Annotated in this window: 17 protein-coding genes and 2 pseudogenes; 8 read left to right on the top strand and 11 right to left on the bottom strand. The window is 74.8% G+C overall.

The window, feature by feature from the left end:
- Positions 1-27: 27 nt before the first annotated feature.
- From MRQ36_RS09075 to MRQ36_RS09055, 7 genes and pseudogenes are all read right to left on the bottom strand, one after another.
- Positions 28-1,116, bottom strand: a complete 1,089-nt coding sequence (locus tag MRQ36_RS09075; RefSeq protein ID WP_242794460.1) for a uroporphyrinogen-III synthase — start codon at positions 1,114-1,116, stop codon at positions 28-30.
- Positions 1,116-1,463, bottom strand: a complete 348-nt coding sequence (gene nirD / locus MRQ36_RS09070) for a nitrite reductase small subunit NirD (protein WP_278187462.1) — start codon at positions 1,461-1,463, stop codon at positions 1,116-1,118. The genes MRQ36_RS09075 and nirD overlap by 1 nt, the downstream gene beginning before the upstream one ends.
- The gene (gene nirB / locus MRQ36_RS09065) at positions 1,460-3,991 is read right to left on the bottom strand and encodes a nitrite reductase large subunit NirB (protein WP_242794459.1); all 2,532 of its coding nucleotides are present in this window, start codon (positions 3,989-3,991) and stop codon (positions 1,460-1,462) included. The genes nirD and nirB overlap by 4 nt, the downstream gene beginning before the upstream one ends.
- A gap of 174 nt (positions 3,992-4,165) precedes the next feature.
- Positions 4,166-4,363 (bottom strand): (2Fe-2S)-binding protein, encoded by a 198-nt coding sequence (locus tag MRQ36_RS34395; RefSeq protein ID WP_374249915.1) that lies wholly within the window; start codon positions 4,361-4,363, stop codon positions 4,166-4,168.
- Positions 4,363-4,665 (bottom strand): hypothetical protein, encoded by a 303-nt coding sequence (locus MRQ36_RS34390; protein WP_374249914.1) that lies wholly within the window; start codon positions 4,663-4,665, stop codon positions 4,363-4,365. Before MRQ36_RS34390 ends, MRQ36_RS34395 begins: the two co-directional genes overlap by 1 nt.
- A pseudogene (locus tag MRQ36_RS34385) lies at positions 4,662-5,572 on the bottom strand (NAD(P)/FAD-dependent oxidoreductase). The gene MRQ36_RS34390 and the pseudogene MRQ36_RS34385 overlap by 4 nt, the downstream one beginning before the upstream one ends.
- A 29-nt stretch (positions 5,573-5,601) precedes the next feature.
- Positions 5,602-7,793, bottom strand: a pseudogene (locus MRQ36_RS09055) (molybdopterin oxidoreductase family protein).
- 148 nt (positions 7,794-7,941) lie between these two features.
- On the opposite strand from MRQ36_RS09055, the gene MRQ36_RS09050 reads away from it, so the two are divergent.
- From MRQ36_RS09050 to glmM, 7 genes are all read left to right on the top strand, one after another.
- Positions 7,942-8,637 (top strand): class I SAM-dependent methyltransferase, encoded by a 696-nt coding sequence (locus MRQ36_RS09050; protein WP_242794458.1) that lies wholly within the window; start codon positions 7,942-7,944, stop codon positions 8,635-8,637.
- A gap of 64 nt (positions 8,638-8,701) precedes the next feature.
- Positions 8,702-8,959, top strand: coding sequence for a DUF6364 family protein (locus MRQ36_RS09045; RefSeq protein WP_242794457.1), 258 nt, complete (start codon positions 8,702-8,704; stop codon positions 8,957-8,959).
- On the top strand, positions 8,949-9,242 hold the full coding sequence (locus MRQ36_RS09040; protein WP_242794456.1) for a type II toxin-antitoxin system PemK/MazF family toxin: 294 nt from the start codon (positions 8,949-8,951) through the stop codon (positions 9,240-9,242). The genes MRQ36_RS09045 and MRQ36_RS09040 overlap by 11 nt, the downstream gene beginning before the upstream one ends.
- A gap of 122 nt (positions 9,243-9,364) precedes the next feature.
- Positions 9,365-10,738 (top strand): MFS transporter, encoded by a 1,374-nt coding sequence (locus tag MRQ36_RS09035; protein ID WP_242794455.1) that lies wholly within the window; start codon positions 9,365-9,367, stop codon positions 10,736-10,738.
- A gap of 210 nt (positions 10,739-10,948) precedes the next feature.
- Complete coding sequence (rplM, locus tag MRQ36_RS09030) at positions 10,949-11,392, top strand: 50S ribosomal protein L13 (protein WP_242794454.1); 444 nt, start codon at positions 10,949-10,951, stop codon at positions 11,390-11,392.
- A gap of 20 nt (positions 11,393-11,412) precedes the next feature.
- Positions 11,413-11,877, top strand: coding sequence for a 30S ribosomal protein S9 (rpsI, locus tag MRQ36_RS09025; protein WP_088998399.1), 465 nt, complete (start codon positions 11,413-11,415; stop codon positions 11,875-11,877).
- A gap of 118 nt (positions 11,878-11,995) precedes the next feature.
- Positions 11,996-13,351 (top strand): phosphoglucosamine mutase, encoded by a 1,356-nt coding sequence (gene glmM, locus MRQ36_RS09020; RefSeq protein WP_242794453.1) that lies wholly within the window; start codon positions 11,996-11,998, stop codon positions 13,349-13,351.
- An 822-nt stretch (positions 13,352-14,173) separates the two neighbouring features.
- Here glmM and MRQ36_RS09015 read toward each other — a convergent pair.
- On the bottom strand, positions 14,174-15,283 hold the full coding sequence (locus tag MRQ36_RS09015; protein ID WP_242794452.1) for a low specificity L-threonine aldolase: 1,110 nt from the start codon (positions 15,281-15,283) through the stop codon (positions 14,174-14,176).
- A complete protein-coding gene (locus MRQ36_RS09010; RefSeq protein ID WP_278188023.1) occupies positions 15,280-16,485 on the bottom strand; it encodes a pyridoxal phosphate-dependent aminotransferase in 1,206 nt (401 codons plus the stop codon). Before MRQ36_RS09010 ends, MRQ36_RS09015 begins: the two co-directional genes overlap by 4 nt.
- A gap of 171 nt (positions 16,486-16,656) precedes the next feature.
- Here MRQ36_RS09010 and glmS point away from each other — a divergent pair, with 171 nt between their 5' ends.
- The gene (gene glmS / locus MRQ36_RS09005; RefSeq protein ID WP_242794451.1) at positions 16,657-18,570 is read left to right on the top strand and encodes a glutamine--fructose-6-phosphate transaminase (isomerizing); all 1,914 of its coding nucleotides are present in this window, start codon (positions 16,657-16,659) and stop codon (positions 18,568-18,570) included.
- Positions 18,571-18,712: 142 nt separating this feature from the next.
- Here the strand turns inward: glmS and MRQ36_RS09000 are convergent, their stop codons facing one another.
- Positions 18,713-19,810: an alpha/beta hydrolase gene (locus MRQ36_RS09000; RefSeq protein ID WP_242794450.1), complete on the bottom strand. Its 1,098-nt coding sequence runs from the start codon at positions 19,808-19,810 to the stop codon at positions 18,713-18,715.
- Complete coding sequence (locus tag MRQ36_RS08995) at positions 19,803-20,102, bottom strand: hypothetical protein (protein WP_242794449.1); 300 nt, start codon at positions 20,100-20,102, stop codon at positions 19,803-19,805. The genes MRQ36_RS09000 and MRQ36_RS08995 overlap by 8 nt, the downstream gene beginning before the upstream one ends.
- Positions 20,103-20,349 lie beyond the last annotated feature (247 nt).

The following is a 20,349-nucleotide window of genomic DNA, read 5'->3' as shown; positions in this document are numbered from 1 at the left end:
CGGAGACGACCGCACCGGCCTTCCGTCTCATTCCACCCGCAGGCGGTAGCCGCGCTTGACCACGGTCTGCACCACCCGGGGGGCCCGCAGCCCCGCCCGGAGCCGGGCCACCGCCATCTCCACCGCGTGCTCGTCAGCACCGCGCGGCAGCGTACGCAGCAGCGCGGTGCGGGACAGCACCCGCCCGGGGGTGGCGGCCAACGCCCGCAGCACCGCCATCGGTGCCGGTGCCAGGGGCCGCAGCTCCCCGTCGACCACGGCCGCGTGCCCGCGCAGGGTCAGTTGGTGCCCCGCCGCCCGGACGGTGACCGTGCGGCGGGGCAGCTCGTCGACGATCTGCCGGACCAGCGCGCCGAGCCGGGCCCGGGTGGGCGCGCTGACCGGCACCCCCCGGCGGACCAGGGGTTCGGCGGTGACCGCGCCGACGCAGCTGGCCATCACGTCCCCGCGCAGCGCCGCCAGCACCGTCTCGGTACGGTCCCCGGCGGCCCGCAGCAGCGCCTCGGCGGCCGGCGCGGAGGTGAACGTCACCGCGTCCACCAGCCGCCCGGCGACCAGGTCGATCAGCCGGTGCAGCGGGGCCGGGTCGGTCGGCGGGGCCCACCGGTAGACCGGCACCTCGATCACCGTCGCCCCGGCCGCCTCCAGCGCCTCGGTGCACTCCGGCTGCCGGTCGCCGTGCAGCTGCATGGCGACGACCTGCCCGGCCACGCCGCGCCGGCAGAGGTGCTCGATCACCTCCTCGCAGCTCTCCGAGTCGGGCGACCACTGGTCGTGCAGCCCGGCGGCCCGGATCGCGCCGCGCGCCTTGGGCCCCCGGGCCACCACGTACGACCGGCCGAGCACCGAGCGGAGCGGCTCGGCCAGCCCCCAGCCCTCGGCCGCCTCCAGCCAGCCGCGCATCCCGATGCCGGTGTTCGCCATCAGCACGTCCGGCGGCCGGTCCAGGCAGGCCCGGGTGGCCGCGCGCAGGTCGGTGTCGTCGGCCAGCGGCACGATCCGCAGGGCGGGCGCGAGCACCACCCGGGCACCGCGCCGCTGGAGCAGCGCGGCCAGCTCGTCGCGCCGCCGGTCGGCGGTCACGCCGATGGTGAAGCCGGCCAGTTCGTCCGCCATCACTCCTCCGGTCGCAGCCGCACCTCGACGACGCCGTCCCGGCAGCGGACCTCGTGCCGGCGCAGCTGCACGCCGGAGAGGTCCAGGCAGCGGCCGGTCCGTAGGTCGTAGACCTGCTTGTGCAGCGGGGAGGCGAGCGTCGGCACGCCGGCCCGGCTGCCGACGAGGCCCCGGGACATCACGTACGCCCCGCCGACCGGGTCGAGGTTGTCGACCGCGTACAGCTCGCCGCCGGTATGGAAGAGGGCCACCTGCACGCCGTCGACCAGGGCGGCGACGCCGCGGTCGGGGTCCAGCCGGGCCAGCGGGCAGACCGGCGTCCAGGTGCGGGTGTCCAGGGTGATCATCGGCGTACCTCCGGGAGTCCGAGCGCGACCGGCTGGCGGCGGCGGTCGCTGCCCGCCGCCGTCGACGTCCCGCGTGCCGGTACGGGTTGGCCGCGCTCCACGGCGAAGGAGATGGACGGGTCCGGCACGTCCGGGGCGTTGACGAAGGAGGTGAAGCGGCGCAGCCGGTCCGGGTCGTCGAGGACGTCCCGCCACTCGTCGGAGTACGACGCCACGTGCCGGGCCATCGCCGCGTCGAGGTCGGCGCAGAGCCCGAGCGAGTCGTCGACGATGACCGCGCGGAGGTGGTCGAGGCCGCCCTCCAGCGCCTCGATCCAGGCGGCGGTGCGCTGCAACCGGTCGGCGGTGCGCACATAGAACATCAGGAACCGGTCGATCAGGGTGACCAGCTCGGCGGTGCTCAGGTCGGTGGCGAAGAGGTCGGCGTGCCGGGGCCGGAAGCCGCCGTTGCCGCCCAGATAGAGGTTCCAGCCGGTCTCGGTGGCGATGATGCCGAAGTCCTTGCTGCGCGCCTCGGCGCACTCGCGGGCGCAGCCGGAGACCGCCGACTTGAGCTTGTGCGGGGCGCGCAGCCCCCGGTAGCGCAGCTCCAGCGCGACGGCCAGCCCGACGGAGTCCTGCACCCCGTACCGGCACCAGGTCTCGCCGACGCACGACTTCACCGTGCGCAGCGCCTTGCCGTACGCGTGACCGGACTCGAAGCCCGCGTCGACCAGCCGACGCCAGATCTGCGGGAGCTGCTCGACCCGCGCCCCGAACAGGTCGATCCGCTGCCCACCGGTGATCTTGGTGTAGAGCCGGAAGTCCCGGGCCACCTCGCCGATCACGATCAGCTTCTCCGGGGTGATCTCGCCGCCCGGGATCCGGGGCACCACCGAGTAGCTGCCGTCGCGTTGCAGGTTGGCCAGGAAGTGGTCGTTGGTGTCCTGCAACGACGCCGCCTCGCCGTCGAGGACGTGCCCGGTGCCGAGCGAGGCGAGGATCGAGGCGACCACCGGCTTGCAGATGTCGCAGCCCCGGCCGCGCCCGTGCTCGGCGACGAGCTGGGAGAAGGTGCGGATGCCGCGGACCCGGACGATCTCGAACAGCTCCTGCCGGCTCGCGTCGAAGTGCTCGCAGAGCGACGTCGACTGCTTCACCCCGGCCGCGTCGAGGAGCTGCTTCAGCATCGGCACGCAGGAGCCGCAGCTCGTACCGGCCCGGGTGCAGACCTTCAGCGCCGGCACGTCGGCGCAGCCGTCGGCGATCGCGGTGTCGATCTGCTCGCGGGTCACCGCGTTGCAGGAGCAGACCTGCGCCGCGCCGGGCAGCGCGGTCACCCCGCCGCCGGCCTCGCCGGCCGGGGCCAGCAGCGCCAGCGGGGGACCGGGCAGCGGCCCGCCCACGCTGGCCCGCAACGTCGGATAGGCGCTCGCGTCCCCGACCAGCACGCCGCCCAGCAGCGTCCGCGCGTCGTCGGAGAGGACCAGCTTCGCGTACGACCGGGTGGCCGGGTCGGTGAAGGTGACGTCCAGGCAGCCCGGGGTGGTGCCGTGCGCGTCACCGAACGACGCCACGTCCACCCCGAGCAGTTTCAGCTTGGTGGCGGTGTCCGCGCCGGGGAAGGTGGCCGCCCCGCCGAGCAGCCGGTCGGCGACCACCTCGGCGGTGGCGTACCCGGGGGCGACCAGGCCGTGGCAGGTGCCGTCGACCGCCGCGCACTCGCCGACCGCCCAGATCCGCTCGTCGGCGGTCCGGCAGGCCGCGTCGACCAGCACCCCGCCGCGCGGGCCGAGCGCCAGGCCGGCCGCCCGGGCCAGCTCGTCCCGGGGCCGGATGCCGGCGGCCACCACGACCAGGTCGGCGTCGACCGTGCCGCCGTCGGAGAGGTCCAGCGCCGCGACCGCCCCGTCCGGGCCGGCCCGCAGCGCCGTGGTGCCCACCCCGAGGTACGTCCGCACGCCCAGCTCCTCGACGTAGCGGCGCAGCATCGCCCCGCCCGCCTCGTCCACCTGCACCGGCATCAGCCGGGGCGCGAACTCGACGACACCGGTCGCCAGGCCGAGCAGACGCAGCGCGTTCGCCGCCTCCAGGCCGAGCAGGCCGCCGCCGATCACCGCGCCGCTCCGCCGCCCCTCCGCGTACGCCCGGATCGCCGCCAGGTCGTCCAGCGTCCGGTAGACGAAGACGCCGGGCAGGTCCGTGCCGTCCACCGGCGGCACGAAGGGGTACGACCCGGTGGCGAGCACCAGCGCGTCGTACGGGTGCTCGCCGGCCGCCGTGGTCACCACCCGCCGGGCCCGGTCGATGCCGGTGGCCGGCTCGCCGAGCCGCAGCTCCACCCCGTCGTCGGGGGTGTGCAGGTTCAACTCGTCGGCGTCCACCCCGGCGAAGAAGGCCGACAGCCGCACCCGGTCGTACGCGGGCCGCCGCTCCTCGGCCAGCACCGTCACCCGCCACCGCCGGTCGACGTCCCGGGCCCGCAACGCCTCGACGAAGCGCTGCCCGACCATGCCGTTGCCGACCACGACCAGCCGCCCGCCGCTCATGCCGGCCCTCCGCCGCGCTGCGTGCCGATGTTCCGCTCGTTCCGCTGGTTCATGGCGTCACCTCCACCGCGTCGCCGTCCATCCCGTCATCTCCTGCCGTCCGGGCCCGCCGGGTCGTCCGTTCCCGGCCCGCCAGTGGTCCGGCCGTCATCGCGGCGCTCGCGGATCGCCGGGTCATCGGGCGGCCACCGGGTCGGCGTCGGCGAGCCAGCCGGCGATGCCCGCGAGCGCGTCCCGGCAGCCGCCGCAGCCGGTGCCGGCCCGGGTCGCCGTGGACAGTGCGTCGACCGTCTGCGCGCCCGCGCGCCAGCAGGCCACCAGCTCGCCCTTGCTGACGTCGTTGCACTGGCAGACCGTCGCCGCGTCCGGCATCAGCGCCGGGGACGCCGCGGGCGCCGCCGGCACCGCGCCGAACGCCCGGCCCAGCAGCAGCGACCGGCGGTCCGCCGGCTGCGCGCGCCCCGGTCGAAGAGCTGCACGACCGTGCCGACCGCCGGGTTGTCGCCGAGCAGGATCGCGCCGGTCAGCCGCTCGTCGCGGATCCGCAGCCGGGCGTACGTGCCGCGGGCCGGGTCGGCGAAGGTCAGCTCCTCGACCGGGTCCCCGGCGGGCCGGTCGCCCACCGCGTCGCCCATCGCGGCCAGGTCGATCCCGGCCGCCTTGAGCCGGGTCACCGCCGGCGGGGCCGGTACCGGGCCAGCGGGTCGGCACCGGTCAGCACCTGGCCACCACCCGGGCCTGCGCCCAGGCACGGGGCGACCAGCCCGGTCAGCGTCCCGTCGTGCTGGGCGCAGTCGCCGATCGCCGAGATCCGCCGGTCGCCGGTCCGCAGCCGGTCGTCCACCACCACGCCCCGCTCGACGGTCAGCCCGGCGGCGGCGGCGAGGGCGGTGTCGGGGCGTACGCCGCAGGCCAGGACGAGCAGGTCGGCGTGGAGCCGGCGGCCGTCGGCCAGGTCGAGGCGGACGCCGTCGGCGTCGGCGGCCACCCCGGTCGCCGGGACCGCCAGCGAGGTCCGCACCCCCAGGCGGGCGAGGGTGCCGGCCAGTACCGCCCCGGCCACCGGGTCGAGCTGCCGTTCCATCAGGTGCCCGGTCGGGTGCACCACGGTCACGTCGAGCCGCGCGCGGCGAGCCCGCGCGCCGCTTCCAGGCCGAGCAGCCCGCCGCCGAGCACCAGGGCGCTGCGGGCGGTGCGGGCGACGGCCAGGATGCGCCGGCAGTCGTCCAGGGTGCGGAACGGGACCACCCGCTCCGGCAGCGGATCGAGCCCGGGCAGCGGCGGCACCGACGCCCGGCTGCCGGTGGCGAGGACCAGGTGGTCGTAGTGGTGCCGGTCGCCGTCGTCGGTGCGTACCTCCCGGGCGGCCCGGTCGATCGCGGTGACCGCCGCGCCGGTCCGCACGTCCACGCCCTGCCCGGCGAGGTCGGTCAGCTCCACGTCCGGCTCGTCGATCTTCCCGGCGAGCAGGGTGGAGAGCATGATCCGGTTGTACGCGCGGTGCCGTTCCGCCCCGAGGACGGTGACCTTGCGGTCCCCGTCCAGCGCGTGCAGCTCGGCGGCGAGGCGGGCGCCGGCCATGCCGTACCCGACGATCACGACCCGCTCGCTCATGGCTCCGCCCTCTCGACGCGTACGGCGCAGATCTTGAATTCCGGCATCCCGGAGACCGGGTCGACGGCGTCGTTGGTGACCGAGTTGGCGCGGGCCGCGCCGGCCCAGTGGAACGGCGCGAAGACGGTGTCCGGCCGGATCGTCGGGGTGAGCCGGGCCGGCGCGCGCAGCTCCCCCCGGCGGGAGACGACGCGTACCTCCTCGCCGTCGGCCACCCCGAGCCGGGCGGCCAGGTCGGGGTGCAGCTCGACGAAGCCGCCGGGGGCGGCCGGCGCAGCGCGTCGACCCGCCGGGTCTGCGCGCCGGACTGGTAGTGGGCGAGCACCCGGCCGGTGGTGAAGTGCAGCGGATAGGCCGCGTCGACCGGCTCGGCCGCCGGGCGGTGCGCCACCGGCCGGAACCGGGCCCGCCCGTCCGGGGTGGGAAAGGACTCGACGAAGAGCCGGGGGGTGTCCGGGCCGTCGACCACCGGGCAGGGCCAGAAGACACCGGTGTCGGCGTCGATCCGCGCCCAGGTCACCCCGGCGTAGTCCGCCGGACCGCCGGCCGAGGCCCGCCGCAGCTCCTCGAACACCGCCTGCGGATCCGCCTGGTCGGCCGGTGCCGACGTGCCCGGCTCCGCCGGGCCGGCAGGTGTGAACAGGGGGCCCCTGCTATGCGGAAGGCGATAAGAGGGGGCCCCTCCTTGCAGGCGGGCGGTGAGGTCGGCGAGGACGGCGAGGTCGGTGCGGACACCGGGGGGTGGTTCGCGCAGGGCGCGGCGGCGCAGCACCCGACCCTCCAGGTTGGTCATCGTGCCGTCCTCCTCGGCCCACTGCGCGACCGGCAGCACCACGTCGGCCAGCTCGGCCGTCTCGGAGCGCAGGAAGTCGGCCACCACCAGCAGGTCCAGCGCGCGCAGCCGGGACTCGACCCGGGCCGCCCGGGGCGCGGAGACCACCGGGTTGGAGCCGAACACCAGCAGCGCCTTCGGGCCCTGCGCTGTGCCGAGCGAGTCCAGCAGCTCGTACGCCGGCACCCCCGGCCCGGGCAGCTCGTCGGCCGGTACGCCCCACACCCCGGCGACGTGCGCGCGGGCCACCGGGTCGTCGATCCGGCGGTAGCCGGGGAGCTGGTCGGCCTTCTGCCCGTGCTCCCGGCCGCCCTGCCCGTTGCCCTGCCCGGTGAGGCAGCCGTACCCGGAGCCGGGGCGACCGGGCAGGCCGAGGGCGAGCGCCAGGTTGATGAAGGCGGTGACGGTGTCCACGCCCTTGGCGTGCTGCTCCGCGCCCCGGGCGGTGAGGATGATCGCCCGGCCGGCGCCGGCGAGCGCCCGCGCGGTGGCTTCCAGGTCGGCCACCGGCACCCCGGAGAGCCGTTCCACCTCGGCCGGCCAACAGCCGGCGACGGTCCGGCGGACCTCGTCGAAGCCGGTGGTCCGGGCGGCCACGTACTCCCGGTCGAGCAGGCCCTCGGTGAGCGCGATGTGCAGCAGCGCGTTCGCCACCGCCAGGTCGGTGCCGGGCAGCGGTTGCAGGTGGAGGTCGGCCTGGCGGGCGGTGGCGGTCACCCGGGGGTCGATCACGATCAGCCGGCCGCCCCGGCGCCGCTGGTCGGCGAGGTGCCGCATCAGCGGGGGCATCGTCTCGGCCGGGTTCGCCCCGACCAGCAGCAGGGTGTCCGCGTGGCCCAGGTCGGCCACCGGGAAGGGCAGCCCTCGGTCGATGCCGAAGGCGCGCGTCCCGGCCGCCGCCGCCGACGACATGCACCAGCGGCCGTTGTAGTCGATGAGCCGGGTGCCCAGCGTGACCCGGGCGAACCGGCCGAGCGCGTACGCCTTCTCGTTGGTCAGCCCGCCGCCGCCGAAGACCGCCACCGCGTCCCGCCCGTGTCCGGCCTGGACGGTGCGGATGCCGGTGGCGATCCGGTCCAGCGCCTCGTCCCAGGTGGCCGTACGCAGCTCGCCGCCGGGGCGGTCGCGCAGCAGCGGGGCGGTCAGCCGGTCCGGGTGGTCGAGCAGTTCGGCGGCGGTCCAGCCCTTCTGGCACAGCCCACCCCGGTTGGTGGGGAACTGCCGGGGCAGCACCTCCACCCGACCGTCGGTCTCGCGCAGCGTCATCCCGCACTGCAGGGCGCAGTACGGGCAGTGCGTGTCCGCCTCCCGGGTGCGTCGCCCCGGTCGCGTCGCCGTCCGCGCACCGTCTGTCATGTCGGCAAAGCGTGCCGTCGGGCAGTTTCCGCTCCGGGTCCCTTCTGTTTCGGTCCTGTCAAGAGGGGCTCACACCGCACGGGAGTGACGGAACGATCCGCACCGTTTAGAATGTGGGACAAATATCTTACATAATGGGAGGCATGTGATGGGTGTGTCGGACGCGTTCGACGCGGTGGCGGGCAGTTACGACCAGGCCCGCCGCCGGCTGGTGCCCTGCTTCGACGCCTTCTACGGCGCGGCGGTCGAGGTGGCCGCGCCGCCGCTGCGGGCCGCGCTCGCCGCCGGGCGTACCCCGGAGGTGCTGGACCTGGGCGCGGGCACCGGGCTGCTCTCGCTGCTGCTCGCCGCGGCGGTCCCCGGCGTGCGGCTGACCCTGGTCGACGGCGCGCCCGGGATGCTCGCGGTGGCCGCCGGCCACCTGGCCGAGCGGGGCGTGCCGCACCGCACCGTGCTCGCCGACCTGACCGACCCGCTGCCGGCCGGCCGGTACGACGCGGTGGTCTCCGCGCTGGCCATCCACCACCTCGACGACGACGGCAAGCGGGCGCTCTACCGGCGGGCCGCCGGGGCGCTGGTGCCCGGCGGGGTCTTCGTCAACGCCGAGCAGGTGGCCGGGCCGACGCGAGCGCTGGACCGGCGCTACGACGAGATCTGGACGGCCCGGATCACCGAGCTGGGGTCGGACGCCGACGAGATCGCCGCCTCCCGGGAGCGGATGCGGTACGACCGGCCGTCGACCGTCGCCGACCAGTGCCGCTGGCTCGGCGAGGCCGGGCTGACCGACGTCGACTGCTTCTTCAAGGAGTGGCGCTTCGCCGTCTTCGGCGGTACGGCGGTTTGACCGGTTCGCCGACCGGTGCGAGCGGGGATGACTGGCGGTCATACCAGTGGGTAATCTCACCGGCATGACCGCCAAGGTGACACTGTCGTTCTCCGACGAGACCATCGAGGAAGCGCGCCGGTTCGCCAAGCGGGAAGGGCTCTCCCTCTCCGCCTGGATGGACCAGGCCGCCCGGGAGAAGGCGCTGCGCGAGGTCTTCACCGCCCACGCCGCCGCCGTCGAACGCGCCGGGATCGACCTGGAGTCGGCCGCGCTCGCCGACGCCCGCGAGGTCGGGATGGTGGACGACGTGCTCTTCGGCGGGCGGCCGCGTGCTGCGTAGGGGAGAGGTCTGGCGCATCGAGGGTGCGCGGGAGCGGCTCGGCCTGGTGATCAGCTCCGACGTCTACAACTCCACCGACGTGCCGATCGTGATCGTGGCCGAGGTGGTCGACGAGTCGCTGCTGCGCGACTCACCCCTCGCGGTGCCGATGGACCGCTGGGTGGTGATGCCCGACCGGCTCTCCTCGCCGATGAAGAAGTGGTTCACCGAGTGCGTCGACGTGGCCGACACCGAGACCATGCAGCGGGTCGGCCGGGCGCTGCGCATCCTCCAGGAGCTCTGACCGGCTCACCACCGCCGCCGGGCGGACGTGCGGTTCCCGTTTCCGGACCGACCCGTCACGGGCACGCCCGGGAAACCGCCCGTTCCTAGCGTCCCCCTCGTCACCGACGAGGAGGAGTCGCCGTGAGCACACTGGCCCCCAGCACTACCCTGGCCCCGGCCGCCGCCGGGCACCGGGCGCCGATCACCGACTGGCGCCCCGAGGACCCCGACTTCTGGCGTACGACCGGAGCGCCGATCGCGCGGCGCAACCTCTGGGTCTCGATCTTCACCGAGCACGTCGGCTTCTCGGTGTGGAGCCTCTGGTCGGTGACGGTGCTCTTCCTCGGGCCGGCGTACGGCATCGACCCGGCCGGGAAGTTCCTGCTCACCGCCGTACCGGCCGCGCTGGGCGGGCTGCTGCGGCTGCCGTACACCCTGGCGGTGGCCCGGTTCGGCGGGCGGAACTGGACCATCGTGAGCGCGCTGCTGCTGCTCGTCCCGGCGGTGCCGATGGCGCTGCTGATCGAGCCCGGGGTGTCGTACTCGACGCTGATGGTGCTGGCCTGCCTGACCGGGGTCGGCGGCGGCAACTTCGCCTCCTCGATGGCGAACATCAACCTCTTCTTCCCGGACCGGCTCAAGGGCCGGGCGCTCGGGCTCAACGCGGGCGGCGGCAACCTCGGCGTACCGGCGGTGCAGCTGGTCGCGCTGGCGGTGCTGGCGACGGCCGGGGCCGCGTACCCCCGGTTGGTGCCGGCGGTCTATCTCCCGCTGATCGTGTTCGCGGCGCTGGCCGCGGCGCGCTGGCTGGACACCGTCCCCGGGGCGCGCAACGAGCCCGGCGCGCTGCGCGAGGCGGCCCGGGACCCGCACACCTGGGTGATGTCCGTGCTCTACGTCGGCACCTTCGGCTCCTTCATCGGCTTCGGTTTCGCCTTCGGCCAGGTGCTCCAGCTCCAGTTCCACGACCGGTTCCCCACCCCGGTCGACGCCGCCTGGCTGACCTTCCTCGGGCCGCTGATCGGCTCGCTGGTCCGGCCGCTCGGCGGGCAGCTCGCCGACCGGCTCGGCGGGGCCCGGGTGACCTTCTGGAACTTCGTCGCCATGGCCGGCGGCGCGGGGCTGGTGCTGTACGCCGCCCGGGACCGGTCCCTCCCGCTCTATCTGGCCGGGTTCCTGGCGCTCTTCGTCCTCTCCGGGATCGGCAACGGGTCGACGTACAAGATGATCCCGGCGATCTTCCGGGCCCGGGCCGAAGTCGAGGCGGAGCTGACCGGTGACCGGGCGGCGGCCGACCGCCGGGTCCGGCGGCTCTCCGGGGCGCTGATCGGCATCGCGGGCGCGGTCGGCGCCTCGGGCGGGGTGCTGGTGAACGTGGCGTTCCGGCAGTCGTTCCTGACCGCCGGCACCGCCGACGCCGCCTACCTGGCCTTCATCGCCTGGTACGCGCTCTGCGTCGCGGTGACCTGGGTGGTCTACCTGCGGCCGGGCGCCGGCCGGCTCGCCGGGGTGTGACCTCCGCCTCGGAAGAAACCGCAGGCCACGCGGGCCGGCCCCCCGTTTTGACCTGCCGACACCGCGCCGGGTATCGTTGCCTGCTGTTGTACGACATTCTTAGGCGTGCCGCATCAGGTACGCTTGGTCGTTCGTGCGCGCTGGTTCGGCTGGGAAGCCCTGGTCACCTCGGCGCGCGACCCCAGACCGACGACGAGACAAGGTAGACCTGTGCGTACGTACAGCCCGAAGCCGGGTGAGATCGAGCGTCAGTGGCACGTCATCGACGCCTCTGATGTCGTGCTGGGCCGCCTCGCGACCCACGCCGCCACGCTCCTGCGTGGTAAGCACAAGCCGACTTTCGCGCCGCACGTCGACACGGGCGACTTCGTCGTCATCGTGAACGCGGGCAAGGTCGCGCTGACCGGCAACAAGCGCCACACCAAGATTGCCTACCGTCACTCCGGCTACCCGGGTGGCCTCAAGCAGGTCGGCTACGACGAGCTGCTGACCAAGCGTCCCGAGCGGGCCATCGAGCTGGCCGTGAAGGGGATGCTCCCGCACAACAAGCTCGGCCGTCAGCTGATCAAGAAGCTGAAGGTCTACGCCGGTGCCGAGCACCCGCACGGCGCGCAGCAGCCGGTGCCGTTCGAGATCAAGCAGATCGCGCAGTGAGCGCGGGCGAAGGAAACAGCATGACCGACATCACCGAGACCGAGGTCGCCCCCGAGGCCACCGAGGCGCCGGCGCCCGTCGCCCGCGCGCCGCGTGGTGACCGCCCGATCCAGACCGTGGGTCGGCGCAAGGAGGCCATCGTCCGGGTGCGTATCGTCCCCGGCAGCGGCAAGATCACCTGCAACGGCCGTGACCTCGAGGCCTACTTCCCGAGCAAGGTGCACCAGCAGCTGATCAAGGACCCGCTGGTCACCGCCGAGAAGCCCGAGGCGTTCGACGTCATCGCGAACCTGCGCGGCGGCGGCACCACCGGCCAGGCCGGTGCGCTGCGGCTGGCCATCGCGCGGGCGCTGATCGTCAACGAGCCCGACGACCGCCCGGCCCTGAAGAAGGCCGGCTTCCTGACCCGTGACGCCCGGGTCAAGGAGAGCAAGAAGTACGGCCTCAAGAAGGCCCGTAAGGCTCCTCAGTACTCGAAGCGCTGATCACCACCAGCGCGTTGTACTTCTGACGGACGGCCGGTCCGCCTCCCCTCGACCGGGGAGGTGGCCCGGCCGTTCCGCTTTCTCCTGTCTACGGCAGTTCCATCGGAGGTTGGCGGGTATGGGCCGGTTGTTCGGCACGGACGGCGTACGCGGGCGGGCGAACGCGGATCTCACCCCGGAGTTGGCGCTGGCGGTGGCGGTTGCCGCCGCGCACACGCTCGCCGAGACGGACCGGAGTCATCCCCCGCTCGCCGTGGTCGGCCGGGACACCCGCGCCAGCGGCGAGATGCTGGAGGCGGCCGTGGTGGCCGGGCTCACCAGCGCCGGCGCGAACGTGGTCCGGGTCGGCGTGCTGCCCACCCCGGCGGTGGCGTTCCTCACCGCCGAGGCCAAGGCCGACCTGGGCGTGATGCTCTCCGCCTCGCACAACCCCATGCCGGACAACGGCATCAAGCTCTTCGCCGCCGGCGGGCACAAGCTCCCCGACGAGCTGGAGATGAAGATCGAGGCGGCCGTCGAGGCGAACGCCACGACCGCCTGGGACCGGCCGACCGGTGCCGGCGTCGGCCGGGTGCACGACCTGCTCGACGGTGCCGATCACTACGTCCAGCACCTGGTCGGCACGGTTCCGCACCGGCTCGACGGGATCAAGGTCGTGGTCGACTGTGCGAACGGCGCCGCCGCCGAGGTCGCCCCGGTGGCCTACCGCGAGGCGGGCGCCGAGGTGATCGCGATCTACGCCGAGCCGGACGGACTCAACATCAACGACGGGTGCGGCTCCAACCACATCGACGCGCTGCGCGCGGCCGTGGTGGAGCACGGCGCGCACCTGGGGCTCGCCCACGACGGCGACGCCGACCGCTGCGTGGCGGTCACCGCCGACGGCGACGAGGTCGACGGCGACCAGGTGATGGCGATCCTCGCCCTCGCCATGCGGGAGGCCGGCGAGCTGACCCAGGACACCCTGGTCGCCACCGTGATGAGCAACCTCGGCCTGCGGCTGGCCATGTCCGCCGAGGGCATCCGGCTGCTCGAGACCAAGGTCGGCGACCGGTACGTGCTGGAGGAACTGCGTGCCTCCGGGCTGGCGCTGGGCGGCGAGCAGAGCGGTCACATCGTCATGCCCGCGCACGCCACCACCGGCGACGGGGTGCTCACCGGGCTGCACCTGATGGCCCGGATGGCCGCCACCGGCAGGTCCCTGGCCGAGCTCGGTTCGGTCGTCACGAAGCTGCCGCAGGTCCTGATCAACGTGCCGGTCGGTGACCGGACCGTGGGTGCCGCCGCGCCGGCCGTCCGGGCCGAGGTGGAGCGGGCCGAGGCCGAGCTGGGCGAGACCGGCCGGGTGCTGCTGCGCCCGTCGGGCACCGAGCCGCTGGTCCGGGTGATGGTCGAGGCCGCCACCGAGGAGACCGCGCGCGAGGTTGCCGAACGCATCGCCGCCCACGTCCGCACCGCCAGCCCCGCCGCCTGACCCCGCCCGGCCCTGATCCCGCCCGGCCCTGATCCCGCCCGGCCCTGATTTCTCCTGGCCCTGATTGCTCCTGGCCCTGACGTCGCCAGGCCCTGATGTCGCTTGGCCCTGACGTCGCCTGACCCCGACCACGGGCTCTGAACGCGACCAGGCCTGGCGACCACGGGCCTGGGCGGCGTCCGGCCCTGGGCGAGTCTGACCACCGAGGCGTGGCGACACCGGTCTGACCACCGGGCCCGGTGGCCCGGTAACGCCGCAGTTGACGCCGCCCCGGCAGTCTGGTGTTGCCCGTGCCGGTCGTCGATCGCACAAGCTGGCGACGGTGGGCTCGGACGCTACCATTTTGATGACGAATATGAATCGGGCTGGGACCGTGAGCCAGACCGGGATCCGGCGGTGGTCCGGGTGGCAGGGGTCGGACCGTGAGTCAGGCCGGGACCCGGGGATGGATCAGGTCAGGCATCCGACTGTGAGCCAGGCCAGGAGAGCCGACGACCATCGTGCGCTCGGTGATTCAAATACGTCATCAGATTCGTAGCGTCCCTTCCCAGCACCATGGGCGGTGCCCCGGCATCGGGGGCCAGGGCCTGAGCGCCGGAGGGGTGTCGGCGGCGGATGCGGAGGCCGGGGTCCGGGGCGGCGCGCCGAGGTCCGGGGTTCGGGCAGGGGCGCGGGCGCTGGTGTTCGCAGCGGGATCCCGGGGTCCCGAGGGCGGGGTCCCGAGGGCGGGGTCCCGAGGCCGGGGTCCGGAGGCCGGGAGCCCGCGGCTGGGATTCCGAAGCCGGGAGCCCGCGGCCGGAAAGCCGGGCCGGGACGGCGGGGTCAGGTGGGCGGGAGGCGGCGCAGGAAGCGGTCGGCCAGGTCGGTGATCCGGTCGGCGTCCAGGTCCAGCGCGGGCGCGGCCACCGTCACCTCGGCCATCGAGACGCCCGGCACCTCGGTCTCCTGCCAGCCGCCGACGAACCACGCCCGCTCCTGCTCGGCGAGGGCGAGGTTGGCGTCGTTGAGGGCGGCTGCGGGGTGCGGCAGCCAGAGCCGGAACTGGTGGGTGTGCGGCGGCGCCGGATGCACCCGCGCGCCGGGCAGGCCGCCCAGTGCCGCCGCCACCAGCTTGGCGTGTGCCACGTAGTCGGGCAGCCGGGGCAGCTCGCCGTCCAGGCCGGCCAGCGCGGCCAGCGCCGCCGGCCACTGCTGGAAGAGCATGCCGCCATAGCGGTGCCGCCAGGCCCGGGCGTATCGGACCAGGTCGGCGGAGCCGGCCAGGGCGGCACCCGCGTGGCCGCCCAGTGACTTGTAGAACGAGACGTAGACGCTGTCGGCCAGGGCGGCGACCTCGGCCGCCGAGTGCCCCAGGTGGACGGTGGACTCCCAGAGCCGGGCACCGTCCAGGTGCACCCGGAAGCCGCGCTCCCGGGCCGCCCCGACCACCGCGGTCAGCTCGTCCCAGCTCGGCAGGACGAAACCCGCGTCCCGCAGGGGCAGCTCCAGCAGCAGCGTGCCGATCGGCTCGTCGAGCGCCGCGACCTCCTCGGCGGTCGGATTGCGCGGTGCGCCGGTGGTGAGCACGGCGCGCAGGCCGCCGAGCACCGCGTACGCGTCCCGCTCGTGCACCAGGGGATGACTGAGCGGGTGCAGCCCGACCCCGTCCCGGCCGCTGACCTCGGCGCCGTAGCGCATGGCCACCTGCTGGGCCATCGTGCCGGTGGGGAAGAAGGCGACCGCCTCGGTGCCGAGCAGCTCGGCGACCCGGCGCTCCACCGCCTCCACCGCGCCGCCCTCGCCGTAGAAGTCGGGGAGCAGGTCGTCCGTCGCGGTCGCCCGCAGCGTGTCGAGCTGCTCGGCGACGCTCGCGGGGCGGGAGCCGGACAGCACCGTGTCGCAGGCGCGCAGCAGGGTGACGCGGCGGATCCGCTCGGCGTACCCGTCGGTCATCGGGACTCCCGCAGCCGGCGCAGCCGACCCACCGCCTCGGTCAGCACCTCCGGACGCTTGCAGAAGGCGAACCGGACCAGCCGACGCCCCGCCTCGGCGTCGTCGTAGAACACCTGGGTCGGCACCGCTACCACCCCGCACCGCTCGGGCAGCGACCGGCAGAACTCCACCCCGTCCCGCCCGCCCAGCGGGGTGACGTCGGCCGTCACGAAGTACGTCCCCTCCGGCGCGTACACCCCGAAGCCGGCGTCGGTGAGCCCGTCGACCAGCAGGTCCCGACGGTGCCGCATGCTCGCGCCGAAGTCCGTGAAGTAGCCGTCGGGCAGGGCGAGCGCCACCGCGACCGCCGGTTGCAGCGGCGCCGCGTTGACGAAGGTGAGGAACTGCTTGACCCGCAGCACCGCGGAGACCAGGGCGGCCGGGCCGCTCACCCAGCCGACCTTCCAGCCGGTGCAGGAGAAGGTCTTGCCGGCCGACGAGATCCGCAGCGTCCGCTCCCGCATCCCGGGGAGCGTGGCCAGCGGTACGTGTGGCGCGGCGGCGTCCGGGAAGACCAGGTGCTCGTACACCTCGTCGGTGAGCGCGTACGCGTCGTGCTCCTGGCAGAGCTCGGCGACCAGGGCCAGCTCGGCGGGGGTGAAGACCTTGCCGGTCGGGTTGTGCGGCGAGTTGAGCAGCACCAGCCGGGTCCGCGGCCCGAACGCCGCGCGCAGCGCCGCCGGGTCGAAGGCGTAGCGACCGTCGTCGCCGGGCCGCAGCGTGACCGGGCGGCGGACCGCGCCGGCCAGCGCGATCGACGCGGCGTACGAGTCGTAGTACGGCTCGAAGCAGACCACCTCGTCGCCCGGCTCGCAAAGGGCGAGGATGCTGGCGGCGATCGCCTCGGTGGCCCCCGCGGTGACCACGATCTCGTCGCCCGGGTCGTACTCCAGGCCCCAGAACCGGCGCTGGTGCGCGGCGACTGCCGCGCGCAGGGCCGGGACGCCCGGACCCGGCGGGTACTGGTTGTGTCCGGTGCGCAGCGCCTCGGCCGCGGCGGCCAGCATCTCCGGCGGGCCGTCGGTGTCCGGGAAGCCCTGGCCCAGGTTCACCGCGCCGGTCCGCACGGCGAGCGCCGACATCTCGGCGAAGATGGTCGTCCCGAACGGCCGCATCCGGGCCACCAGGGGGTCGGTGTTCGCGGTCGTCGTCACGCGCGTCAGCCTACGGCCCGATCCGGACACTTCAACCCCACCGTCTCCCGGACGGCAGCCGACGGTTTCGTCCGGTCCTCACCCTCCGCTCACCATCCGCTCCGGATCGCTCAAATTCAGTGATCGTTTACCCGGCTTCCGAGCAAACGCGGTGAGCGAAGCTGGGTTAAGCTGCGAACCATGTGTGGAATCGTGGGTTACGCCGGCGCGCGTCCGGCGCTCGGCATCGTGCTCGACGGACTGCGGCGGCTGGAATACCGCGGCTACGACTCGGCCGGCGTCGCCATCGTCTGCGACGACGAGCTGCTGACCGAGAAGAAGGCCGGCAAGCTGGCCAACCTGGAGAAGGTGCTCTCCGAACGGGCCGCCGGCAACCCGGAGGACTGCGCCGCCAGCCCGATCGGCATCGGCGACGGCACCACCGGCATCGGCCACACCCGCTGGGCCACCCACGGCGGACCCACCGACCGCAACGCCCACCCGCACCTCGGCCCGGACGGCCGGGTCGCCGTGATCCACAACGGCATCATCGAGAACTTCGCGAAGCTCCGCGCCGAGCTGGAGGCCGACGGCGTCCAGTTCACCAGCGACACCGACACCGAGTGCGCCGCCCACCTGCTCTCCGCCGCGCTGGCCGACCTGCGCGCGGCCGGCGAGGTGGACAGCCCCCAGCTGCTCGCCTCGGCCATGCGGCTGGTCTGCCAGCGGCTGGAGGGCGCGTTCACGCTGCTCGCCGTCGACGCCGCGATCCCCGGCGCGGTGGTCGGCGCCCGGCGCAACTCGCCCCTGGTCGTGGGCCGGGGTGACGGGGAGAACTACCTGGCCAGCGACGTGGCCGCGTTCATCGAGCACACCCGCGAGGCGGTGGAGCTGGGCCAGGACCAGATCGTCCTGATCACCGGCGAGAGCATCGAGATCACCGACTTCGCCGGCCAGCCCGCCACCGGCAAGGACTTCCACATCGACTGGGACTCCTCGGCCGCGGAGAAGGGCGGCTACGACTGGTTCATGCTCAAGGAGATCGAGGAGCAGCCGCAGGCGATCGCCGACACGCTGCTCGGCCGGCTCACCGAGACCGGCGAGATCGCCCTCGACGAGGTCCGCCTCAGCGACCAGGACCTGCGCGACGTCGACAAGATCTTCATCGTCGCCTGCGGCACCGCCTACCACTCCGGCCTGGTCGCCAAGTACGCCATCGAGCACTGGACCCGGATCCCCTGCGAGGTGGAGCTGGCCAGCGAGTTCCGCTACCGCGACCCGGTCCTCGACCGGTCCACCCTGATCGTGGTGATCTCGCAGTCCGGCGAGACCATGGACACCCTGATGGCGCTGCGCCACGCCAAGGAGCAGAAGGCCCGGGTGCTGGCGATCTGCAACACCAACGGCTCGACCATCCCGCGCGAGTCCGACGCCGTGCTCTACACCCACGGTGGCCCGGAGATCGCCGTCGCCTCCACCAAGGCGTTCCTCACCCAGCTCGTCGCCTGCTATCTGATCGGCCTGCACCTGGCCCAGGTGCGCGGGATCAAGTTCGCCGACGAGGTCGGTGCGGTCGTCTCGCAGCTCCAGGAGATGCCCGGCAAGCTGCGCGAGCTGCTGGACCGCATCGAACCGGTCCGCGAGCTGGCCCGCGACCTCAAGTCGGAGCCGACGGTGCTCTTCATCGGCCGGCACGTGGGCTACCCGGTGGCCCTGGAGGGCGCGCTGAAGCTCAAGGAGCTGGCGTACATGCACGCCGAGGGCTTCGCCGCCGGCGAGCTGAAGCACGGCCCGATCGCGCTGATCGACAAGGGCACCCCGGTGATCTGCGTGGTGCCGTCCCCGGTCGGTCGGGGCATGCTGCACGACAAGGTCGTCTCCAACATCCAGGAGGTCCGCGCCCGGGGCGCCCGGACCATCGTGATCGCGGAGGAGGGCGACGAGGCGGTCGTCCGCTACGCCGACCACCTGATCTACGTGCCGCGCACGCCGACCCTGCTCGCCCCGCTGGTGACCACGGTGCCGCTCCAGGTGCTCGCGGCCGAGATCGCCGCCGCCCGCGGCCACGACGTGGACCAGCCGCGCAACCTGGCCAAGTCGGTCACCGTCGAGTAGCCGCCGACCCCGCCCCACCGGCACCCGGAGCCCCCTGCCCCGCCCACGGCCAGGGGGCTCCGCCGTGCGCCGGCCCGTCACCCGGCCCGCTCCGCACCCGGCCCTCGGCCCGGCCCGGCACCACCGGACCGCCGGGCGTGCCTCACCGGCCCAGCACGATCCGGGCCATGCCGTCCAGCGCCGGGTTGGCGGGGTCCCAGTAGCCGGTGTGGCCGTACCGGCCGCTGGGGAAGCGCCGGCCGCCGAAGGCCGGGTCACTCGGGTCCGCCCCGAACCACAGCTCGTGACCGGAGCGGTCCAGGAGCGCCACCGCCGGGCCGAGCGGGGTGGCGCCGAGCAGCGTACGGCGGGCCAGCTCGTCGGGCGGCCGGGTCAACCGGATCACGTCGTCCGGCGCACTGCTCGCCCAGACCTGCCCGGCCGGCAGGCCCAGCTCGCCGGCGTGCGCCACGCCCACCCCCGGCGACCCCACGAAGACCAGCGCGTCGGCGCTCAGCCCGTGGTCCCGGGCGGCGGCACCCACCACCACCGACCCGTAGCTGTGGCCGAGCACGGTCTGCCGGGCCGCCGGCCCCTCGTGGGAGGCGCGCAGCCCCTCCTGGAACCGGTGCAGCGCCGGACCGGCGTCCCGGGCCTGCCCGTCGCGTACCGCCTCGTGGAGGAAGTCCGGGGCGTCGTAGTCGAGCCAGAGCACCGCCGCGGTCTCCTCGGTCGGGGCGAGCGCCGCGCAGCGGTCCCGCACCCGGGCCGCCCGGCCCAGCTCGCCGGGGGCGTCGGCCAGGCTGCTGCCCATCCCCGGCACGTACGTCAGCACCGCGCCGGCCCGGTCGGGATTGCCCAGCGCCACGATCGCCCGCCCGTCCCCGGCCGGCTCCAGCCCGAGCAGGTACGCCCGGGGACCGTCCGCCCCGGTCAACCGCCCGGTCAACCCGTCCAGCCCGTGCAGCGCCCCCTCCACCCCGGCGAGCCGGACCCGCCGGGCCAGCTCGAGCGGCCCTGGCAACAACGGCCGCAGCAGCCGGCCGCGCAGCGCCAGCAGGGCGTTCCGCCGCTCGGCCAGCAGCAACCGGTTGGCCTGGTCCCGGGCGGCCACCGGCACCCCGTCGAGGGCGCCCACCCGGGCCGGCTCGTGCCGCACCAGCCAGCGCCGCTCGGCCGGGGTGAGCCCGGTCCACCAGCGGGCCACCTCCGCCGGCCCGGCCCCGGCCGGGGTCGCCAGGCGGGTGGCACGCTCACCCATCCGGTGCCGGCCGCCGTCGCCAGTTCGGCCAGCCGGCCGACCGCCTCCCGGTCGGCGGCCCCGGCCAGGGCCAGCGCTTCGCGGACGGCCGCCGCCACCTGGACCACCCGGGACCGACCGGCGCGGCGGTACGGGGACGGGCCGGATCCGGGTGGACCGCCCCGGTCCGGTCGACCAGCAACCCGCCCGCGTCGGCGAGCGCCACGGCGGCGGCCAGCCGGGCCCTGGCCCCGCCCAGCCGGGCGGCGAACTCGGCGAGCGTCTGGTCGACCTCGATCAGCGCGGGCAGCACGTCGGTCAGGTCGGCACGCAGCCCGGTGAGCCGCTCCCGCGCCGCCGCGGCGGCCGCCCGACCAGCCGGGGCGGAGCGTGGCGGCCTGCCCGTCGAGCTCGTCGGCCCGGCGCCGCATCGGGTCGGTCAGCCCGCGCCAGGCCGCCCCCGCACCGGCCCAGCGCCCCGGATCGGCAGCCCAGAGCTGCGCGTACCCGACGGCAGCGGCGGACGCGGCCCCGGTCGTCGGACGACCGGGAGCCCGGCC

The sequence above is a fragment of the Micromonospora sp. R77 genome, from assembly GCF_022747945.1.
In the GTDB taxonomy this organism is placed as follows: Bacteria; Actinomycetota; Actinomycetes; order Mycobacteriales; family Micromonosporaceae; genus Micromonospora.
This window is presented reverse-complemented; position numbering and strand designations above follow the sequence as displayed.

Coding starts and splice junctions, on each gene's coding strand:
- MRQ36_RS09045 (WP_242794457.1), top strand. CDS start 8,702: ATGACCGCCAAGGTGACACTGTCGTTCTCCGACGAGACCATCGAGGAA.
- rpsI (WP_088998399.1), top strand. CDS start 11,413: ATGACCGACATCACCGAGACCGAGGTCGCCCCCGAGGCCACCGAGGCG.
- MRQ36_RS09015 (WP_242794452.1), bottom strand. CDS start 15,283: ATGACCGACGGGTACGCCGAGCGGATCCGCCGCGTCACCCTGCTGCGC.
- glmS (WP_242794451.1), top strand. CDS start 16,657: ATGTGTGGAATCGTGGGTTACGCCGGCGCGCGTCCGGCGCTCGGCATC.
- MRQ36_RS09050 (WP_242794458.1), top strand. CDS start 7,942: ATGGGTGTGTCGGACGCGTTCGACGCGGTGGCGGGCAGTTACGACCAG.
- glmM (WP_242794453.1), top strand. CDS start 11,996: ATGGGCCGGTTGTTCGGCACGGACGGCGTACGCGGGCGGGCGAACGCG.
- MRQ36_RS09075 (WP_242794460.1), bottom strand. CDS start 1,116: ATGGCGGACGAACTGGCCGGCTTCACCATCGGCGTGACCGCCGACCGG.
- MRQ36_RS34395 (WP_374249915.1), bottom strand. CDS start 4,363: ATGCCGGACGCGGCGACGGTCTGCCAGTGCAACGACGTCAGCAAGGGC.
- nirD (WP_278187462.1), bottom strand. CDS start 1,463: ATGATCACCCTGGACACCCGCACCTGGACGCCGGTCTGCCCGCTGGCC.
- MRQ36_RS09000 (WP_242794450.1), bottom strand. CDS start 19,810: ATGGGTGAGCGTGCCACCCGCCTGGCGACCCCGGCCGGGGCCGGGCCG.
- nirB (WP_242794459.1), bottom strand. CDS start 3,991: ATGAGCGGCGGGCGGCTGGTCGTGGTCGGCAACGGCATGGTCGGGCAG.